18 protein-coding genes and 1 tRNA gene are annotated in these 18,923 nt (G+C 57.9%); 14 read left to right on the top strand and 5 right to left on the bottom strand.

What is annotated here, in order from left to right:
* Positions 1-113: 113 nt before the first annotated feature.
* Both VJ698_RS22415 and VJ698_RS22410 read left to right on the top strand, forming a co-directional pair.
* Positions 114-1,328, top strand: a complete 1,215-nt coding sequence (locus tag VJ698_RS22415; RefSeq protein ID WP_324105039.1) for an amino acid aminotransferase — start codon at positions 114-116, stop codon at positions 1,326-1,328.
* A 108-nt stretch (positions 1,329-1,436) separates the two neighbouring features.
* Positions 1,437-1,512, top strand: a tRNA-Asn gene (locus VJ698_RS22410).
* 227 nt (positions 1,513-1,739) lie between these two features.
* Here VJ698_RS22410 and VJ698_RS22405 read toward each other — a convergent pair.
* Positions 1,740-2,195: a DUF2721 domain-containing protein gene (locus tag VJ698_RS22405; RefSeq protein WP_324105038.1), complete on the bottom strand. Its 456-nt coding sequence runs from the start codon at positions 2,193-2,195 to the stop codon at positions 1,740-1,742.
* On the opposite strand from VJ698_RS22405, the gene VJ698_RS22400 reads away from it, so the two are divergent.
* The 5 genes from VJ698_RS22400 (at position 2,194) to VJ698_RS22380 (ending at position 8,021) form a co-directional block, all read left to right on the top strand.
* Positions 2,194-2,451 (top strand): hypothetical protein, encoded by a 258-nt coding sequence (locus VJ698_RS22400; protein WP_324105037.1) that lies wholly within the window; start codon positions 2,194-2,196, stop codon positions 2,449-2,451. The genes VJ698_RS22405 and VJ698_RS22400 overlap by 2 nt on opposite strands.
* A 70-nt stretch (positions 2,452-2,521) precedes the next feature.
* On the top strand, positions 2,522-4,252 hold the full coding sequence (locus VJ698_RS22395) for a PAS domain-containing sensor histidine kinase (protein ID WP_324105036.1): 1,731 nt from the start codon (positions 2,522-2,524) through the stop codon (positions 4,250-4,252).
* A gap of 649 nt (positions 4,253-4,901) precedes the next feature.
* The gene (locus VJ698_RS22390; protein WP_324105035.1) at positions 4,902-6,038 is read left to right on the top strand and encodes a PAS domain-containing sensor histidine kinase; all 1,137 of its coding nucleotides are present in this window, start codon (positions 4,902-4,904) and stop codon (positions 6,036-6,038) included.
* Between the two features lie 28 nt (positions 6,039-6,066).
* Positions 6,067-6,711 (top strand): response regulator, encoded by a 645-nt coding sequence (locus tag VJ698_RS22385; RefSeq protein WP_136415241.1) that lies wholly within the window; start codon positions 6,067-6,069, stop codon positions 6,709-6,711.
* Between the two features lie 425 nt (positions 6,712-7,136).
* Positions 7,137-8,021: a Crp/Fnr family transcriptional regulator gene (locus VJ698_RS22380; protein ID WP_324105034.1), complete on the top strand. Its 885-nt coding sequence runs from the start codon at positions 7,137-7,139 to the stop codon at positions 8,019-8,021.
* Between the two features lie 87 nt (positions 8,022-8,108).
* On the opposite strand, the gene VJ698_RS22375 is transcribed toward VJ698_RS22380, so the two are convergent.
* Positions 8,109-8,855, bottom strand: a complete 747-nt coding sequence (locus VJ698_RS22375; protein ID WP_324105033.1) for a phasin family protein — start codon at positions 8,853-8,855, stop codon at positions 8,109-8,111.
* A gap of 405 nt (positions 8,856-9,260) precedes the next feature.
* Positions 9,261-10,007: an acetoacetyl-CoA reductase gene (gene phbB, locus VJ698_RS22370; RefSeq protein ID WP_324105032.1), complete on the bottom strand. Its 747-nt coding sequence runs from the start codon at positions 10,005-10,007 to the stop codon at positions 9,261-9,263.
* A gap of 410 nt (positions 10,008-10,417) precedes the next feature.
* On the opposite strand from phbB, the gene VJ698_RS22365 reads away from it, so the two are divergent.
* The 4 genes from VJ698_RS22365 to minE all read left to right on the top strand — a co-directional run bounded on the left by VJ698_RS22365 (position 10,418) and on the right by minE (position 13,240).
* Entirely contained in the window at positions 10,418-10,945 is a 528-nt protein-coding gene (locus tag VJ698_RS22365) for a hypothetical protein (RefSeq protein WP_324105031.1), read from the top strand.
* A 420-nt stretch (positions 10,946-11,365) separates the two neighbouring features.
* Positions 11,366-12,130: a septum site-determining protein MinC gene (gene minC, locus VJ698_RS22360; RefSeq protein ID WP_324105030.1), complete on the top strand. Its 765-nt coding sequence runs from the start codon at positions 11,366-11,368 to the stop codon at positions 12,128-12,130.
* A 29-nt stretch (positions 12,131-12,159) separates the two neighbouring features.
* On the top strand, positions 12,160-12,975 hold the full coding sequence (gene minD / locus VJ698_RS22355) for a septum site-determining protein MinD (RefSeq protein ID WP_324105029.1): 816 nt from the start codon (positions 12,160-12,162) through the stop codon (positions 12,973-12,975).
* A 1-nt stretch (position 12,976) separates the two neighbouring features.
* Positions 12,977-13,240 (top strand): cell division topological specificity factor MinE, encoded by a 264-nt coding sequence (minE, locus tag VJ698_RS22350; RefSeq protein ID WP_324105028.1) that lies wholly within the window; start codon positions 12,977-12,979, stop codon positions 13,238-13,240.
* A 60-nt stretch (positions 13,241-13,300) separates the two neighbouring features.
* Here the strand turns inward: minE and VJ698_RS22345 are convergent, their stop codons facing one another.
* Positions 13,301-13,630, bottom strand: coding sequence for a hypothetical protein (locus tag VJ698_RS22345; RefSeq protein ID WP_324105027.1), 330 nt, complete (start codon positions 13,628-13,630; stop codon positions 13,301-13,303).
* Between the two features lie 274 nt (positions 13,631-13,904).
* On the opposite strand from VJ698_RS22345, the gene VJ698_RS22340 reads away from it, so the two are divergent.
* Positions 13,905-16,118 (top strand): YgiQ family radical SAM protein, encoded by a 2,214-nt coding sequence (locus tag VJ698_RS22340; RefSeq protein ID WP_324105026.1) that lies wholly within the window; start codon positions 13,905-13,907, stop codon positions 16,116-16,118.
* Between the two features lie 277 nt (positions 16,119-16,395).
* Entirely contained in the window at positions 16,396-16,539 is a 144-nt protein-coding gene (locus tag VJ698_RS22335) for a hypothetical protein (RefSeq protein ID WP_324105025.1), read from the top strand.
* A 154-nt stretch (positions 16,540-16,693) separates the two neighbouring features.
* On the opposite strand, the gene VJ698_RS22330 is transcribed toward VJ698_RS22335, so the two are convergent.
* Complete coding sequence (locus VJ698_RS22330; RefSeq protein WP_324105024.1) at positions 16,694-17,617, bottom strand: LysR family transcriptional regulator; 924 nt, start codon at positions 17,615-17,617, stop codon at positions 16,694-16,696.
* Positions 17,618-17,802: 185 nt separating this feature from the next.
* Here VJ698_RS22330 and VJ698_RS22325 point away from each other — a divergent pair, with 185 nt between their 5' ends.
* Complete coding sequence (locus tag VJ698_RS22325; protein WP_324105023.1) at positions 17,803-18,840, top strand: YeiH family protein; 1,038 nt, start codon at positions 17,803-17,805, stop codon at positions 18,838-18,840.
* Positions 18,841-18,923: the final 83 nt, after the last annotated feature.

The following is an 18,923-nucleotide window of genomic DNA, read 5'->3' as shown; positions in this document are numbered from 1 at the left end:
ACCTTTGGTAAAATATTTAGTTGCACATCAGTCGGAGGCTTTCCGGCCTTCAAAACTGCTCACAACCCGCTGCCAGGAACGATCTTCCGCAGCCAACTTTTCATGTTATCACGATGAGCCAATCCCATCCCTCCCCCCTGTTCAGCGCCATCGACATGGCGCCGCGCGACCCGATTCTCGGCATCACGGAAGCCTATAACGCTGACAAGAATCCCAACAAGGTGAATCTCGGCGTCGGCGTTTATTACGATGACAACGGCAAGGTGCCGCTGCTCGAGTGCGTACGCAAGGCGGAAGCGCAACTGATGGAAAAGGCAAGTCCTCGCACCTATCTGCCGATCGAGGGCCTTGCGGCTTACGACAAGGCTGTGCAGGAACTGGTATTTGGTGCTGACAGCGCCATTATTCAAGAAAAGCGCGCAGTCACCGCGCAGGCCCTCGGCGGCACCGGTGCCCTGAAGCTCGGTGCGGACTTCCTGAAGCGCTTCGCGCCGAACGCGCAGGTCTGGATCAGCGATCCGAGCTGGGAAAACCACCGTGCCCTGTTCGAATCCGCCGGGTTTGTCGTCAACGCCTATCCGTACTATGACGCGGCCACCCGCGGCGTGAACTTTGACGGCATGCTGAATGCGCTGAAGACAATGCCTGCCGGCTCGATCGTCCTGCTGCACGCCTGCTGCCACAACCCAACCGGCGCCGACCTGACCGAGGCGCAATGGGCGGACGTCATCAAGGTTGTCACCGAGCGCGGCCTGATCCCCTTCCTCGACATGGCATACCAGGGCTTCGGCGATGGCATCGACGCCGACGGCAAGGTCGTGCGCCAGTTTGCGCAAGCAGGCGGCCCGCTGTTCGTCTCGAACTCCTTCTCGAAGTCCTTCTCGCTGTATGGCGAACGCGTTGGTGCCCTGAGCATCGTGGCGGCGACTGCGGACGAAGCCGCGCGCGTGCTGTCCCAGTTGAAGCGCGTCATCCGCACCAACTACTCCAACCCGCCGACTCATGGCGGCCAGGTGGTGGCAACTGCGCTGTCGACGCCGGAACTGCGCAAGCTGTGGGAAGATGAACTCGCCGGCATGCGCGTCCGCATTCGCGAAATGCGCCAGGCATTGGTGCAGAAGCTGAAGGAAAAGGCGCCCAGCCATAATTTCGACTTCGTCATCAAGCAGCGCGGCATGTTCTCTTACTCCGGCCTGACCAAGGAGCAGGTCACACGCCTGCGCGAAGACTTCTCGATCTATGCCGTTGACACTGGCCGTATCTGCGTGGCTGCGCTGAATTCGCGCAATATCGATAACGTCGTCGACGCGATCGCAAAAGTGCTGTAAGGATGCGCTCAAGTGAGTGGACCGCAACCAAGGCCCGCTTCTTTCGAGATGAATCCAGCGTAAAGTTTTGACACGGACAGAAAAATCGTCCTATAATAGCGGTTCTGTTCCCTGATAGCTCAGTCGGTAGAGCGACGGACTGTTAATCCGCAGGTCCCTGGTTCGAGTCCAGGTCGGGGAGCCAAAAAATTCGAAGGGCTTACGTGAAAACGTAAGCCCTTTTTGTTTGCGCGCGCTCCTTCGTTCTCCATGCCGTAGCAGCTTCATCTGTCCCTCTACTTCGCCTCGCTTCCCCCAAAAAATCTTGCTCTCGGAAATGCACTTGCGGCGATTATTCGTTTGATGGAGCGAAAATCCTTCTGCCTCGGATAGAAGGAGCAACCTGCGCCCCCCCCCCCCTTGCGCCATGCACTACTCCTTCCGTTTCAGCTCGTCGATGTTTCGCAACGAAAGATTCCTGGTTGCGACAAGGATCTCCCGCAGGAACAGCACGAAACTTCCGATCAGCGAAAACATGCCAAGGACAAAGCACAAGGCAATGAATTTGCCGAGTGTCAGGTTCAATGCGTCCCCGATGAACAGCGCCGCAATCACGATGCAGACCAGCAGGCCGCAAGAAGTGCTGAGGGTAATGGCGCGGTTGATCAGGTGCGCTCGTCGATACAGCGTGGTGAGCTCATCATAGGCATCGGAATGGTCTTCCCCGTGGGTGGCCGTAATGCGATTCTCGAGGACGCGTGTGCGGTCGATGATGCGCGCGAGACGGTTCGTTAACACCGTGAGCTTGGTGCCGACGCCGGTCAGCAGAAAGACGGGCGCGATGGCGAGCTGGATGATATGTCCAATGTCCCCGAGCTGTATTTCCATGATGATTTTTATCCGTAATGATTGTGACACTGCGCTCACGCTTCCGTCACGCGACGCGTGCACCGGCGCCGGTAGTCTAGCAGGCAAGCATTCCTTCCATAAGCATTTGCAGCACTCGCGGTCATCAATTTCGCGCGGCCTGCTGTGGCGGAAGCAAAAACTCCATGCCGAACAGCCTCTTGTCTCGTTGCCTGATATTCAATATTATCTGATCATCGCAGTGCAGCAAAACTGCGCGACTCAGCCTGTCGTGTGACTCGACGGCATCTGTAGGAAATAAATTCATCCGGCGCCGCTTGGCGCTCTTGCGCGGGAGGAAGAATTTCATGAAACAGACGTGGCAGCCATGCCATTCCGTCCCGCAACGGACATCGGACCCAGCGTACGCTGTGATCGCCCTCACCCTCATTCTCGCCGCATTTGTCGCTTATCTCATGTGGGAGCGTCAGCCCGGAGCAAGGCAGCCATCGCTGGACATACAGTTTGCGGCAGCGGCAGGAATCCTATCTGGCATCGCGGCATGCCTGATCGCCCGCATTGCCCTGCGCCGCTGGATATCCGCAAAGGCCGGTGTACACATTCCACAGCACATCAAGACGCGTTGGTATGAACGCGCACAGGTGATTGCCCGGTTCGGCACTTATGAAATCCATGTCATGCAAGGAACTACGCATGAAGTGCACCAGTGGTCGCAGGAAATGTTCCGGATCGTCGGACGCGATCCCGTGTGTGGACCATTGTCCACAGAGGATTACATCGATTGCCATGTGCATCCCGAGGACCGCGCGAGCGTCAGAGCACTCATGCGCAAGGCGCTGCAGGATTCCGAAAGCACCGTGGCGGAATATCGCGTACTCGCATCCGACGACTCGGTGAGATATCTCTACGATTACCTCGAATTCGTAACGACGACGGACAGGAAAAAAATTTTCATCGGGCAGGTATTCGATATCACCGAGCGCAAACTCATCGAACACGAAAGGATGGAAGCTGCGGCGCGTTACCAGGCATTTGTCGAACAGTTAGGTGGCGTACAGTACATCTGCAATCTCGATGACGGTATGACGACCATCTATATCGGCAACAGGATCAGGGACCTTCTTGGATTCACGCCTGAGGAATGGTGCGCCGATACGGTCATACGATTCCGGCAAATGCATGAAGGTGATCGCGCCCACGTGCAGCAGAAACTCGCCGCGCGCTTGTCCGACCGTAATCCGCTCAGCATTGAATACCGCATTTTCGGCAAAGATGGCACCCTGCACTGGCTGCATGATGAAGCGCAGGTGATCAATGATGTCGACGGCAAACCGATGTACCTCCAGGGTGTGATGTTCGATATCACGGATCGCAAGCAGGCCCAGCAGGAGCTTGAGCGTTCACATGACGAACTGAAGAAAATGATTTCGACGCTTGATGACCTGATGGAAGAAGAGCAGAGACGGTTGGCGAGGGAGATGCATGATGATCTTGGCCAGTTGCTCGCTGCCATGAAGATGGATCTTTCCGACCTGCAGCAGTACCTGCCCCAGACCAATGCGAAAGTACTGCGCAGGGTGGAGGGAATCAACGATCTGGTCAATACGATGGTGGCCTCGGTACGCCGCATCATCGCCGATCTGCCACCCAGAATCCTCGAAGACCTCGGGGTGGTTGATGCCGTCCGGTTGCTGGCATCGAATTTCCAAAAGCGATATGGCATCCGCTGCGATCTCCATCTGCCCGGCGATGAAATCATCATTGGCCAAAGAGTGGCGACGGCCATGTACCGCATGGTCCAGGAAGCGCTGAACAATGTCGTCAAGCACTCCAATGCAACGCAAGTGGCGGTATGCATTGAAGCAGAGGACGGCTGGATCTTGTTGGAGGTCGCCGACAACGGCAAGGGCATGGAACCTGGAGCAGAACGCAAGGCTGGTTCGTTTGGCCTTATCGGCATTCGCGAACGCACCGCGTCTCTCGACGGAACGCTGGACATTCTGAGCGAACCGGGGATTAGTATGACAGTCCGGATCACTATCCCGTTGCACGTTCATCACCTTGCAGAGCATGAATAACTTCACCGGACTCCAGGCAGTCAGCTGATGCACTTGCAGGACAGCGTTGAATTTCTGCACCGGTCTTTACGCTGAAACAGCGTGCCTCACAACCTCTTCGACGGACCCATGCACTCAAGAAAATCGAAGAATGCGTCACCGGTTCTTCGCTTGTCCTTCAGCAAGGCGCCGATTGTGATTTCTCAATCTGCTTTCGCTTTTGTCTGTTAATTTGGATTTACAGCGGTCATAGGCAGGTAGGCGTAAATTTCTGTCGGGCGATTCCATGCGTCCCCCTGCTTCAGGAAGACATATGCATGGCGAGCCAGGCCGCAGGATGTGCCGTCGAGGAAATGTCGCGGGATATCGGTTAGCTCAAAGCGAAGCCGCGCGACGGTCGGTACGATCGAAAACACCGATCAATTTCAGACTACCAGGACTCGACAGCGGCACCGCTTTCTGCAAATGAGCCGTCCCCGCAACGACAGCAGACAGAAGCGGATGCATGCAGGCATTTTTCGAAAACAATGCGGCCCGGAGGTCAGTGGACGCGGCAAGCAAGCTGTGCGAACCCGTACACTGGCTGCTGTTCTTCCGGCCAGGAACTCGGCAAACATCCGGATGTGTCTACGAATAACCGTCCAACAGGCTCTGGCAATAGAGAATTGTGATGACCACCCAACTGGAATACAACACAGGCACGCTGCCGAATTTCATCACGACACTTTCCCGATTCCCCGCCAGCAAAGTCGGCCCATCCTTGCTATCGATCATCCAGTCCGCAATGGATGGCGTGATCATTGTCGATGCCTCGCGCCAGATCGTGCTCGTGAATCAGAAGGTCGAACGCATGTTTGGCTACCCGGCAAAGCACCTCCTGGAAAAATCCCTCGATCTGCTCATGCCGCCGCGAATCAGTGTGGACCAGCGCCGCCGGATCGACAGACTTGTCGCAACACGTGTGCATGGTCGTCGCAGCAAGCTTGAACTGAAGGGGGTTCATTCGAATGGCGCCCAGCTTTCACTCAATGCCAGCATCTCGCGCGTCACCGTGCATGGTGAACTGTTCCTTGCGTTGATTCTGCATGATGCCCTTCCCCGCACCGAAGCCCTGACTGACAATATGCGTGGCGCCATCCGGGCATCGGACCTGCGCAGGTGGGCGGTTTCCTCCCAGCAGGTCAATGAAGCGGAAAAGCGGCGTTTCTCCAGGAAACTGTACGATGACATCGGCCAGCGCCTGAGCGTGCTCAAGCTCGACCTCGACTGGCTCGAGAACAGTCTACCCACAACCAACGAGGGGCTTCCTGCCCGTCTTGCCCAAATGCAGGGCCTGCTCGACAACGTGATCATGATGACGAAGAATATGGCATCCACGTTGCGTCCACCCTTGCTGGATGATTTCGGTCTGCTGCCTGCCGTCGAGTGGATGGCTGAAAATTTCCAGAAAAAAACATCGGTCAAATGCACGGTCGAGAGCCACGGTTTGATGGCAAAACTTGATGACCCGATCGAATCGGCGATCTTTCGGGTCATCCAGGAAGGCCTCTCGAATATCGAGCGCCATGCCCACGCAAGCCAAGCTAAAATCACGCTCGTTCGTGCCGATGACCAAGTCAATGTTATGATTCGTGACGATGGGATCGGCATGGATCCTGGCAGCGAGGGAAAGGCTGGTTGTTACGGCTTGATTGCGATGCAGGAACGGATCTTCATGTTAGGCGGTACAATCACCATCCGGAATGTCGAGCCTCAAGGGGTGGCCATCCACGCGTCCATTCCGATCGAACCGATTTTGTTACTCTGAACAATTCGCCCAAGAAAACAAGACGCCTATGATCCGAATCGTAATCGCCGACGATCACACCATTATGCGCGAGGGATTGAAGCGCATCCTCGATGGGGCAGATGACATTGAGGTTGTCGGTGAAGCAGTTGACGGCTTCGAAGCGCTCGCGCATGTCCGCAAGGGCGGATTCGATCTGCTGATGCTCGATCTGTCGATGCCCGGCCGTAGCGGAGTGGAGCTGATACGCCAGATCAAGGACGAAGTACCGAAGCTGCCAATCCTGATCCTGACCATGCATGAAGAGGAGCAGTACGCGGTGCGGGCCATTCGCGCAGGTGCGCGCGGCTACCTCACCAAGGAAAGCGCGGGCACACAATTGGTCAGCGCGATCCGCAAGGTCGCCTCCGGCAGGCCGTATATCAGCCTCGAAGTCGCCGAGCAGCTGGCAATGGACGTCATGCCGGCGAACGAGGATCTTCCGCACAAGCAGCTGTCCAATCGTGAATTCGAAGTGTTCACCCTTCTGGTCAGCGGCAAATCGATTACCGAAATCGCCGATTTTCTGCATTTGAGCGCGAAGACTGTCAGCACGCACAAGACGCGCATTCTCACCAAGATGAACATGAACTCGCTGGCCGAAATGGTCCAGTACGCCGTGCAACATCGCCTGCTCGGACCGATGAAAAACTGAAGACATCTTCATCCCTTCCGATCTCCTCTCCCGCCGCCCTGTATTCGCCCTTGAGCGAAGGCCTTCATGTATCTCCTGCCCGCACCTGCGGGCGGCGCTTTTCAGGCTCGCGCCTCCAGGAACTTGATTTCCGTCAAGAAATACCCATCAGGAAAATCTCCTTCCGGATGTAAGAATATTCCTACGCTATTTGTCCCTCCCCTACATTTCAATTCAGCCCACACCGATAGCAATTGGCTGTTGCGGTTGCGATACTGACGACTCTTGCGATGCATGCAATGAAAGCAACGCGACGCTGATTCTGGCCTTCCCATAGCATCAGGGAAATGTATCCGACGACCAAAACAGTGCTGAATTCAATGTTCGTGCGAGCCAGTTCTGGTGCCGCACGAGAAATGTCGAAATACCTGAATTAGGAGATGATCATGTTGTCCACGCAAATGCCTGAAATGAGATCCGATTCATCAGCAGCTGCCCTGCATTCATCTTCTCTTGAAGCCGGATGGCAACGCCAGGGGAAACTGTGGTCCAACCTGAAGGAACTGTGCGATGTGCTGCGCATTCCCTCCGCAGCCATTCATACCGACGAAGAACTGCTGTTCCAGCATGTGCAGTTCAAGACCGGACAACGCATCCACACGATCGGGCAACCGTTCGACACCTTGTACATCGTCCATTCCGGTTTCCTGAAAACCGTACTGATCGACGAATTCGGCAATGAGCAAGTCCTCAGCTTCCCGATGAAAGGTGACCTGTTCGGCGTCGACGGCATTCACACCAAGCGCTATGCATCGGAAGCCGTTGCCCTGTCGAACTGCGACCTGATTCTGCTGCCCTTCAAAAAACTCACTGCCCTCGGTCGCGCGCATGTCGAGTTCGAACATGCCATGTACAGCGTGATGAGCCGCGAGCTGGTCCGCGAGCAGGCGATGGTCAGCATGCTAGGTGCGCTCAGCGCCGAGGCACGCGTGGCGCGCTTCCTGGTGAACCTGTCAGAGCGTTATGCGGAGATGGGATATTCGAGCAAGCTGTTCAATCTGCGCATGACCCGCCATGAGATCGGCAGCTATCTCGGTCTCACGCTGGAGACCGTGAGCCGCACGCTCTCTGCATTCAATGAGATCGGACTGATTACGGTCGACCAGCGCTCGATCGGCATCAAGGATCCGGAAGCGCTGAAGACGTTGCGTCGCCTGCCGCCGTCCAGTTCGCGCGCAAAACAGGTTGCGTCGAAGAAGGCGCGCCCTGCTGCAGCTCCGCAATCCGGTGAGCAGCCGGACGGCGACTGGGGCGAATTCGCCACTGCATGATTCTCCCGCAGCGGCAACATGCGTTGCCGCACCACACGAAATAAGCCGACCCGTGTCGGCTTATTTTTTTCTAGTTCGCGTAATGGCTTATTTGCGCTTTCCGCCGCTTCCGCTCGGAGAAACGCCGCGTTTCTCTTCGCCGCCTACTTCCTCGGTCACGGTCGCTGCCTGTCTTGCCGTCTGCGAAGCCATGTCTGCCGCGCTCGCAGCAGCGTCCTGCGCTACACCGCTCGCGTAGCTGGCGACGTTCCCATAGTTGCCGGCGTTCTGCATTGACCTGCGCACGGCGCTCTCCGCCGTCGAACGGGCCGCCATCATGTTCTTCTTGGCGAGATCGGCGACCTCCTTGAATGCGGACTCCCAGACGGAAAACATGCTCGTCATCGGATTGAATACGGTGTCGTTCGCCTGCTCCTGCGCCGCTTCGATCGGTCCGGTGGCTGTGCTTGTCGCGTGTGAACCGACCTTCTCCAGATAATCCTGCAGCGAATGTCCGATCTCATTCTGCATCTCTGCAAAGATGCGCATGATCTCCTTCTGATAGTTCATCGCTTCATCAGGATTGCGCGTAAAAAAGCCTGACTGAAAAGTGTTGCTGACACTGCGAGGATCGCGGGCAGCGGCAATGGCCTGCACGAAATTCAGTTGTTCATTAAAGGCCCGGTGCGACGCACCGATCACGACACGATCTATCTTTTCCGTTCCGGAAAAGATAGCATCGGCGAAGCGCCGGGATGCCTCCAGCTGAGTCTGGTACATGGTGACCAATGGGCTGAAAACGTTTTGCATGATTGCTCTCCATGGGAAATGAGAAGAGAAGTACTCGTGGCTCAATACATTCCTGTTCCCGGTGCAGCCGGCGGCCCGCTGGTTTTCGCGCCATGCAGCATCTGGACGCGAGGGCGAATGCGCGCACGTATCCTGCGCTGGTCGTGCTTTCCTGTATGCGCATGGCGCTCGCGCCTCTTCCGGCAATCCGTTCCGCCTGCCATCCGATCCGTTGCGCAGGCGGCGAGCTGAAAAGAGCATGAATGATCTGACGGGATGTAGTGAGAGTGAAGCGTGTATATTCTGTTCGCATTCAACCCGCTCTTCCACCCGCTTCCAACGCTCATTGAGACACATCAAGGACACTCCCGATTGAAATACATTTCACTCGGGCGCGCTGTCAAAAGGGCCCTTTACGGCATTTGTGCAAGGAATGGGAATGACGGCCGTGTCCGGCCGTCGGAGTTGCGATCAGCACATGTGCTGGCCGCCGTTGATGGCGATGTTCGCTCCGGTGAGGAATCCCGCCTGCTCGGAACAGAGATAGGCGATCAGCGCGGCAACTTCGTCCGGCTCACCAAGCCTGCCGACCGGGATCTCCGGAAGAATCTTTTTCTCAAGAACCTCCTTCGGCACCTTCATCACCATCTTGGTACGCAGGTATCCCGGCGAAACCGTGTTGACGGTAATGCCCTTGCTGGCGACCTCCAGCGCGAGCGCCTTGGTGAAACCGTGGAGGCCGGCCTTGGCGGCGGAGTAATTGGCCTGTCCGAAAGCGCCCTTCTGGCCGTTGACCGAGGAGATGTTGATGATCCGGCCCCACTGGCTTTCGAGCATGCCGTGCAACACCGGCCTGGTCATGTTGAATGCGCTGTCGAGGTTGGTCTTGATCACTTCATGCCAGTCCTCGAACGACATCTTCTTGAGCGTCGTATCCCGGGTGATGCCGGCGTTGTTCACGAGGATGTCGATACGCCCGTGGTCGCCGACCACTTTCATCACGTTCGCTTCGCATGAAGCGAAATCGGAAACATCGACCTTGTATCCTGAAAAATCGAATCCTTGTTCCTTCTGTTCCCTGAGCCACGTCTCGGCGTGGTCGTTATGGGGAGAGTAGGTCGTAGCCACGCGATATCCCGCGGTGTGCAGCTTTCTGCAGATTGCTTCCCCCAAGCCGCCCATGCCGCCAGTGACCAGTGCTACTCGTTGTGTATCCATGATTTCCTCTCGCGTTATGTGAAGTGACATTTGCCAACGCAGTGGAATCCGTGCACATCAACGCAGCGGCGCGATTCGCCACGTTCCGATATCGAATGCCCAGCCTGGCAAACCGGATCAGAGAATAGCCAATTAAATCCGGCTGCTATTTGATTAAAAGCTACTCGCGGTCACTCTGCGCGGGAAATTGGTTCGAGCACGTGTTTCAGTTCAGAAAGCGAATGTGAAGTGGAAGAGGTGCGAATGCGACGGCAATCTCCGTGCGGGCGAACCTGGCGGATCAAGGCTTGTCTATAAAAGGACGAAGTACATTTCGCTTGCGTCGGAATCTTGCGCTTCAGTCAGGCGGCAAGCCAGCACCGCCCGCCATTGCCAGCCGGCGCCCACCAGCTTGTTCAGGCTATGAGTGAATGCAGCCCAAGGTATACATTTCATATTCGCCAGGAAAGCCGGGCTCCCTCTTCGCGCTGTTCTATTTCGAGTCCGGCGTCGACATCCACGGCTGGCATATCGAAGCGAGAAACCTCTACTTCTCGGCGGCGTTTTTCACGGTCGAACATTTCTATGCAAATCACACGCCGCGCCTCTATCGCAGCATACAGGACGACGTATATGGCCCGTGGACTATCGACTATCCGCCGACTCGCGACGAGATCCGCTGCCCGGCGCCGGAAGCCATTGCCCATGAACTGGAGCGGATGCAGTCCATGTTCGTCGAGGAATGGCTGGACTTCCGTAACGACGGTGGCACGCGAGCGGAAGAACGGGCGGACCAGCCAGACGAATCCGCACCAGAGGCTGGCGTCAAGGCACGGCGTCTGCCTCGCATGCTCAGGCAGGGCAACGCCTGGACGTACATGACCCCGGGCATAGACATGAACCTGGTGCAACTGCTGCGCAAGTACTGGCGGCTGTGCGAAAAAGTGCCCGCGCGCTGACCGCAACTGGCCGGGTTGATTCATTCATTCGACAGCCCTCCGGCGGGCAGCCGCAACCTCCCTCTAATCCCGGCGCTTGCTGCTTGCTGCAACAGTGAGCACTGTGAACCGCGCCCTGGCACCGACTTTCCCGCAACGGTCGGGCATATCAAAGGCCGAATCACGAGGTGGCGCGACGGCAACAGGTATAATATTCTCAAGCACAGAGCGAGTGGTGAGCAAAAATTCAATGCGCCGCAAGGGAAGCTGACTTCCCGCCACGTTCGGGCCGCCTTCCATGCGGCCCGATTCATTTATCCGGCCGGGCATTGTCTTTTTTGCTCAACGGAGCCCTTTTCCGGAATGCGTGCGCAAGGCCGCCGGCCGCCAACGCATTCTCCAGAAAAGCACTTCAGCAACGGTTGCAACCGATTAGCATTTATGTCAAAGACCCAAAGCAGCAAGCCGATCGAGATCAAGATTTCCACCGTCGTCGCCGTGTCCGTCATCCTGCGGACAACGGACCTCGCCCAACTGGACGAAGCGATGAAACGCATGACCGGCGGCGCTTCCGATTATTTCGATCATGAATTCGCCGTCATCGATGTCGCCGGCTGCGAAACTGGCGACAGCGTCGACTGGTCCGCGCTGACAACGCTGTTCAAAGCCTACAACCTGAACCCGGCCGCCGTGCGCGGCGCTCCACCCGAGATGGAGCCGGCGATCATCGCCTGCGGTCTGAGCATCGACACGCTGGCCAAACCGCGCCATGAAGAGACGGAGGATGTGCAGGACGCAGCGCCTGCCACTGCTCCGGTCAAGGTGGCCGAGGTCGTCTCGCCCCAGCCCGTCGCGACAGTCCCCGCGGCTATTCCCGCGATGATCGTTGACACGCCGGTGCGCGCCGGTCAGCGCATCTATGCGCGCGGCAGCGACCTGATCGTGACGGCGATCGTCAACAATGGCGCCGAACTGATCGCCGATGGCAGTATCCACGTCTATGCACCGCTGCGCGGACGCGCGCTGGCCGGGGCCAGCGGCAATGCCGAAGCCCGGATTTTTTCACTCAGCATGGAAGCCGAACTGGTGTCCATTGCCGGAATCTACCGCACCTTCGAGAGCGGCTTGCCGCAGGATCTGGCGAAAAAACCGGCGCAGGTCCGTCTTGCAGGCGATCGGATCGATGTAATATCCATTCGCGTCTAGTTTTCGACTTTTCTGAAAGGAGTTTGTTTGTGGCCAAGATCATTGTTGTAACGTCCGGCAAGGGAGGCGTGGGCAAGACCACCTCCAGCGCCAGCTTCTCATCCGGACTGGCGATGCGAGGGCACAAGACGGTAGTTATCGATTTCGACGTCGGCCTGCGCAATCTTGACCTCATCATGGGCTGCGAGCGCCGCGTGGTCTATGACTTCATCAACGTCGTCAACAATGAAGCGACCCTAAACCAGGCCCTCATCAAGGACAAGCACTGCGAGAACCTGTTCGTACTGCCCGCCTCGCAGACGCGCGACAAGGATGCGCTGACCGAAGCAGGCGTGGAACGCGTGCTGGACGAGTTGGCCGGCATGGGCTTCGAGTACATCGTCTGCGACTCCCCCGCAGGCATCGAGCACGGCGCCGTGATGGCCCTCACCTTCGCCGACGAAGCCATCGTCGTTACCAACCCCGAAGTCTCTTCCGTGCGCGACTCTGACCGCATCCTCGGCATTATCCAGGCCAAGTCGCGCCGCGCGCTCAACGGCGACACGCCGGTCAAGGAGCATCTGCTGATCACGCGCTACGTGCCCAAGCGCGTCGACGCCGGTGAAATGCTGTCCTATACCGACGTGCAGGAAATCCTGCGCATCCCGCTGATCGGCATCATCCCGGAATCGGAATCGGTGCTGCATGCCTCGAACCAGGGCAACCCGGCCATCCACATGGCGGGCAGCGATGTCGCGGAAGCCTACCAGGACGTCGTGGCGCGCTTCCTCGGCAATGAAGTTCCGCTGCGCTTCACCGCTTATGAAAAACCGGGGCTGTTCCAGAGACTGTTCAAGGGCAAGTAATATGGCGCTACTCTCATTCCTGTTCAACAGCAAGCCCAAAAGCGCAAACATGGCGAAGGAGCGCTTGCAGGTGATCATCGCGCGCGAACGCAATGGACGCGATGGCCCCGACTTCCTTCCTGCGCTGCACAAGGAACTGATCGACGTGATCTCCAAGTATGCCAAGGTCAACGCCGAAGACATCAAGATCTCGCTCGACCGCCAGGGCAACCTGGAAGTGCTGGACGTTAATGTAGTGTTGCCGGACGCGGTTCCCGGCAAGTAAGGCGAGGTGAGGAAGGACAGAAACTCGCGAAGGTAGCCCTTCGCGAGGATTGCAGGCGAATCAGTGCAGTTGATGCTTGAGGTCGGATAGTTCGCGATGTGCCTGCATGATAGCGTTGCGCAGTTCGCCATCCACATTGCTGGAAGAATGCTCGCATGCATCCTTGGCGCGATCGCCCAGTTGCTCTAGATCGTCCACACACTGGCGAATCTGGTTTTCATCCTGCGACTGCAATGTGCTCCTTGCCTGCGTCGCCCTCTGATCAAGTTGCTGGATGCAGTCCTTCAGATCCATCGGAATCGCTTGCGCCGACTGGCAGCGCTGCGCCGCCTGATGAATCGCGCTTTCAATCTGGCTGAAACGTTGCTGGATTTCGTTCGAGCGCATCATGGTTATCTCCTTTCGTTTAGCGCTGCGGCCGGCAGCTGCAGCCCAGATTGGATGAATGTCTGATAACGGAGTTCCGGCCGCCGCATTGGGAAAAGAAATCGGCCGCGACGGTCAATAGCATGGTGTAGCAGGCATAATTCCGGCCCATTACCATTTACCGGCGGCATCCGGATGCAATTCGGCCGCACGAAGTTTCACGCCTGACCGATGACAGGATAACCTTACTGTCACGACGGTCTCTGGCGAGTCGTCTACCAGTACAATCCGCCCCAACATGAACGCACCCACGAACATCTTTTCCTACCCCCGCTACCGGGCCGATTACACCACTCCGGCGCCGTACCTGCCAATGTCGCGCGCCGAAATGGATGCGCTCGGTTGGGACTCCTGCGACGTCATTCTGGTCACAGGCGATGCGTATATCGATCATCCCAGTTTCGGCATGGCACTGATCGGGCGCTTGCTGGAAAAACAAGGTTTCCGCGTCGGCATCATCAGCCAGCCCGACTGGCATTCCGCAGAGGCATTCCGCGCCCTCGGCAAGCCGAACCTGTATTTCGGTGTTACCGCGGGCAACATGGACTCGATGATCAATCGCTACACGGCGGATCGCAAGATCCGTTCGGAGGATGCATACACAGCGAATGCCGAGCCCAACAAGCGCCCGGACCGTGCGCTGGTTGTCTACGCCCAGCGTGCGCGGGAGGCTTATCCCGATACCAATATCGTTGTCGGCAGCATCGAAGCCAGCCTGCGCCGCATCGCGCATTACGATTACTGGTCGGACAAGGTGCGCCGCTCGGTCCTGCCGGACTCCAAGGCGGATCTGCTGTTGTTCGGTAATGCGGAGCGCGCGCTGGTAGCCTTGACGCATCGTCTCGCCGCCGGCGAACCCATCAGGTCGATCCGCGACCTGCGCGGCACGGCCTTCATGGCCCCGCACGGCTGGAAGCCGGCGGACGACTGGATCGAAGTCGATTCAACCCACTATGACACGCCCGGACGTGTCGATCCGCTTCCGGATCCCTACGAAACGAAGGAAAAGGAGTCGGCAGCCTGCGCCACGGAACAGAAGCCGGTGGAACAGCCTGTGCGGATCCTCAGCCGGGAGGAACGTCAGGCAGCGCTGAAGGAACAGCGTGAAAAAACCGTGATCAGGCTGCCTTCCTATGAGACGGTGAAGGATGATCCGGTCCTGTATGCGCATGCCTCGCGCATGCTGCACCTCGAATCGAATTCCGGCAATGCGCGCGCGCTCTCCCAAGCGCACGGTGAACGCGACGTCTGGCTGAATCCGCCGCCGCTGCCACTGGCGATGGACGAAATGGACGGAATTTACGGTGTGCCTTTTGCACGCGGCCCTCACCCCTCCTATGGCAATGCGCGCATCCCTGCCTGGGAAATGATCCGCTTCTCGATCAATATCATGCGCGGCTGCTTCGGCGGCTGCACCTTCTGCTCGATCACGGAGCATGAGGGGCGCATCGTCCAGAGCCGTTCGGAGAAATCCATCCTGCATGAGATCGAGCAGATTCGTGACAAGACGAAAGGCTTCACCGGCACGATTTCGGACCTGGGCGGGCCCACCGCCAACATGTACCGCCTCTCGTGCAAGGACAAGGAGATCGAGCGCACCTGCCGCCGGCTTTCCTGCGTGTACCCGAGCATCTGCGTCAACCTCAATACCGACCACAGCAAGCTGATCCAGCTGTACCGCAAGGCACGTGCAATCCCAGGCATCAAGAAGATCCTCATTAGTTCCGGCCTGCGGTATGACCTCGCCGTGCGCTCGCCGGAATACGTGAAGGAGCTGGTGACGCACCATGTCGGCGGCCTGCTGAAGATCGCGCCGGAACATTCCGAGGACGGTCCGTTGTCGAAGATGGGCAAGCCCGGCATCTCCACGTACTACAAGTTCAAGGAAATGTTCGAGCGCTATTCGAAGGAAGCGGGCAAGGACCAGTACCTGATCCCCTACTTCATCGCCGCCCACCCCGGCACGACCGACGAAGACATGCTCAACCTGGCGCTCTGGCTGAAGAACAACAACTTCCAGATCGACCAGGTGCAGACCTTTCTGCCGACGCCGATGGCGATGGCCACGGCGATGTACCACGGGCGACGCAATCCCCTGCATAAGGTTTCAGCTGATTCGGAAGTGGTCGAGACGGCGCGCGCCGGCAAGATCCGGCGGCTGCACAAGGCATTCCTGCGCTATCACGATCCCGAAAACTGGCCGATCCTGCGCGAAGCCCTGCACCGCATGGGCCGCTCCGACTTGATCGGCAACAGTGAACGCCACCTGGTGCCGCGCACCGACCCTGTCGGAACAGGAAAGCCGGCAGGCCCGCGCCGCCCGGACGGGAGCACGGCAAGGCCTGCTTCCGGATCGCTCTGGGCAAAAAAGAAAACCGGGAAGACCTGCACGTCACAGGCGCGCGCTCCGCGAGGCGACGCCCCACCAGCCCGGAAACCACGGCAAAAATAAGATATTCACTTCTGGAATATCTGTTATTGCAACAATAAAGCGGACGATAGAACGGGGCGGCTGTATAGTTCTTTCTGTCTCCTCCAACTCTTCTTGAATTGGATTCAGCCCGCAATCGCAAGATTCGCGGGCTTTTTTTCGTCATTGCAAATTGCATTGAAGCGTTGACAATACTCAACATAAAGAACGGCAATGTTGCCGAACGGACTATTGATTCCCGGCGTCATGCAGATACAATGATCCTCAGAAACCATTTCCCCTGCCCAACGAGGATGCCATGGATCAAGCAAGACAAGAAGTAGTGATTGCGCGTTCAAATACCGGCTTCAACGTCAACAAGCTGCAAGCGGTAGCGTGCATGCTGTCTTCCGCCGCCGTGAGCATCGCACTGATCTACTGGGCCATCAGATCACTCAGCTAGGCCTCGTCCGGTGACGCGATTTGATGAATCGCACTCACAGCTTTTGTACCTTCCAGCGCTCTCTTCCGCCCCTCCGGGGCAAAGCTCCATTCCCCGGTTAGTCAAACGTAACAAGGTCGTTGCTTCGTTCATTCGCCTGCGCGACGACTGACCGCTAACGTTTGAATTGCAGCTTCCTGCAAAACTCCATGAATGCATTCAGCCGCATCGTGACAACTTTTTGCCTGCTGTATACAAGATAAAACCGCCGATGCAATGCCGGCAGTGTTGTTCGCACCTCGACAAGCTGTCCGATCGCGATTAGGTCCGCAACCACATAACGCGACTGGCACGCAACGCCAATGCCGGCCGCAGCCGCACGCTTGATGGCCTCCGCATTGCTGAATTCGCCAGCCGGGCGCAGGTAGTGCAGGTGCGGCAGCAAGGCATGCTCCATCACCTCGCGCGTTCCCGAACCGGGCTCGCGCAAGATCCAGCGCGCCTCGCGCAATGCCTTGAGCGGAACCCTGCCAGGTTTTGCACCCTTGGCCTGCTTCTGCATGGCCGCCAGCGGATGAGAGGCGGCACACACGATGATGAGCTCATCGGACAGCCATGGCTCCACCTGCAGGTCTGGTTCGTGGCACGGTCCTTCGATCAGGCCGACATCGATGTCGAAGTTCGCCACCGCGCGGGCGACGTCCGCAGTATTGGCAATCATGACATGGGGCGGCGCCCTTCCATCATGCTGGGAGAATCGCCCCAGGATCGCGGGCAAGAGATAATTTCCTATCGTGGTACTGGCACCGATGCGCAGGCCGCTGGCGCCCGCAGCATCCGCGTCTGCAAACTGTTGTTCGATTGCCGCCGCGGCGTCGAGCATCTGTCTCGCCTGCGGCAGCAGCAGGCGGCCGTTGTCGTTCAGGACCAGCCGCTTGCCGACACGGTCGAACAACCTGGCGTTCAGGGCGCCTTCCAACTCATTCAGCGCAGCGCTGGCGGCGGATTGCGAGAGCGCCGCGATGCCGGCCGCTGCCGATGTGCTTCCCGAGTGGGCTACCGCAAGAAAAATCTGCAATTGTCGCAAGGTGATGCGCATGTCTTTTTCAAGCTAAATAATCGTTCAATTATACAAATATAACTTGTTTTACTGTTTGATTGTGCAGGCATACACTGCACGCATCCGGAGTTGATCCGGCCATTCACTGGATGAACATGGATGCTTTGATCCCTCTTGATGCCGCAAACGCACAGCGAAAAACGAGATTCGTACCTGCGCGCCGCGTGGCTGCACTGCTGCCCGGCCTGGCCCTCTCCGGCGTCATTGCCGCAACCGCTATATTCCTTGGCAGCTTCAATTGGGCAGAGTCGCATGGGTTCGGCGCGCTGACGATCGCCATCGTGCTCGGCGTCGCCATCGGCAACACGGCGTTCGCGCGACTCGCCGCGCCATGCGACGCAGGTCTTGCCTTTTCGCGGCAATACCTTCTTCGGCTTGGCGTCGTACTATATGGCTTGCGCCTGACTTTCCGGGACCTCGGTGACGTCGGCGTGGCGGGAATCCTGATCGACACTTGCGTGCTCTGCTCTACTTTTGCCCTCGCCACGCTGCTTGGCGTGCGCGTATTCAAACTGGACCGCAACACGGCCATGCTGATCGGCGCCGGCAGCTCGATCTGCGGCGCCGCTGCGGTGATGGCCACCGGGCCGGTTGTGCGCGCGCGGGCCGAGCAGATCGCGGTGGCGGTCGCTACCGTCGTCCTCTTCGGCACGCTCTCCATCTTTCTGTATCCATTGCTTTACCACCTCAATCTGGAATGGGGTCTTCTCGACACTTCCCCTGCTGCGTTCGGCATCTATGCCGGCTCGACCATTCACGAAGTGGCGCAGGTAGTTGCGGCGGCACGCGCCGTCACCCAGGAAGCCGCCAATACCGCGGTCATCGCCAAGATGGTCCGTGTCATGATGCTGGCGCCCTTCCTCATTTTGCTGTCGGCGTGGCTTGCGCGCACCACGTCATGTGACGTGCAGGAGCGCGGCGCCGGCCGGGCGCGCATCGTCATTCCCTGGTTTGCATTTGCATTCATCGGCGTCGTGGCGCTGCATTCGCTCTTCGCATTGCCTCCGTCAGCCGTCGCATATGCAATCAACGTCGATACGTGGCTGCTTGCCATGGCCATGGCGTCGCTTGGCGTAGGCACCCGCTTCTCCGCCCTCCTTCGGGCCGGCATCAGGCCCATGCTTCTGGGGGCGACGATCTTCGCCTGGCTGGTCGTTGGCGGAATGGCAATCAACAAGCTCGGAGCATTGCTGTTGACTTGACAATGTCATCACACCGACAACATGCAGACGACTCAGTACAGTGCGGATTCAATAATCTTTTTTTAACTTCTCCAGCAGTCACA

Origin of the sequence: Noviherbaspirillum sp. (assembly GCF_035254685.1) — a bacterium.
Lineage (GTDB): Bacteria > Pseudomonadota > Gammaproteobacteria > Burkholderiales > Burkholderiaceae_D > Noviherbaspirillum.
Note: the sequence above shows the minus strand (reverse complement) of the source record. Positions and strands in the feature narration are given on the sequence as shown.

What these genes read in the sequence shown, in the direction of transcription:
- VJ698_RS22390 (WP_324105035.1), top strand. Translation starts at nt 4,902, where the DNA reads ATGACCACCCAACTGGAATACAACACAGGCACGCTGCCGAATTTCATC.
- minC (WP_324105030.1), top strand. Translation starts at nt 11,366, where the DNA reads ATGTCAAAGACCCAAAGCAGCAAGCCGATCGAGATCAAGATTTCCACC.
- minE (WP_324105028.1), top strand. Translation starts at nt 12,977, where the DNA reads ATGGCGCTACTCTCATTCCTGTTCAACAGCAAGCCCAAAAGCGCAAAC.
- VJ698_RS22400 (WP_324105037.1), top strand. Translation starts at nt 2,194, where the DNA reads ATGATGATTTTTATCCGTAATGATTGTGACACTGCGCTCACGCTTCCG.
- VJ698_RS22335 (WP_324105025.1), top strand. Translation starts at nt 16,396, where the DNA reads ATGGATCAAGCAAGACAAGAAGTAGTGATTGCGCGTTCAAATACCGGC.
- VJ698_RS22385 (WP_136415241.1), top strand. Translation starts at nt 6,067, where the DNA reads ATGATCCGAATCGTAATCGCCGACGATCACACCATTATGCGCGAGGGA.
- VJ698_RS22380 (WP_324105034.1), top strand. Translation starts at nt 7,137, where the DNA reads ATGTTGTCCACGCAAATGCCTGAAATGAGATCCGATTCATCAGCAGCT.
- VJ698_RS22415 (WP_324105039.1), top strand. Translation starts at nt 114, where the DNA reads ATGAGCCAATCCCATCCCTCCCCCCTGTTCAGCGCCATCGACATGGCG.
- phbB (WP_324105032.1), bottom strand. Translation starts at nt 10,007, where the DNA reads ATGGATACACAACGAGTAGCACTGGTCACTGGCGGCATGGGCGGCTTG.
- VJ698_RS22340 (WP_324105026.1), top strand. Translation starts at nt 13,905, where the DNA reads ATGAACGCACCCACGAACATCTTTTCCTACCCCCGCTACCGGGCCGAT.
- VJ698_RS22395 (WP_324105036.1), top strand. Translation starts at nt 2,522, where the DNA reads ATGAAACAGACGTGGCAGCCATGCCATTCCGTCCCGCAACGGACATCG.
- VJ698_RS22345 (WP_324105027.1), bottom strand. Translation starts at nt 13,630, where the DNA reads ATGATGCGCTCGAACGAAATCCAGCAACGTTTCAGCCAGATTGAAAGC.
- VJ698_RS22365 (WP_324105031.1), top strand. Translation starts at nt 10,418, where the DNA reads ATGCAGCCCAAGGTATACATTTCATATTCGCCAGGAAAGCCGGGCTCC.
- VJ698_RS22405 (WP_324105038.1), bottom strand. Translation starts at nt 2,195, where the DNA reads ATGGAAATACAGCTCGGGGACATTGGACATATCATCCAGCTCGCCATC.
- VJ698_RS22330 (WP_324105024.1), bottom strand. Translation starts at nt 17,617, where the DNA reads ATGCGCATCACCTTGCGACAATTGCAGATTTTTCTTGCGGTAGCCCAC.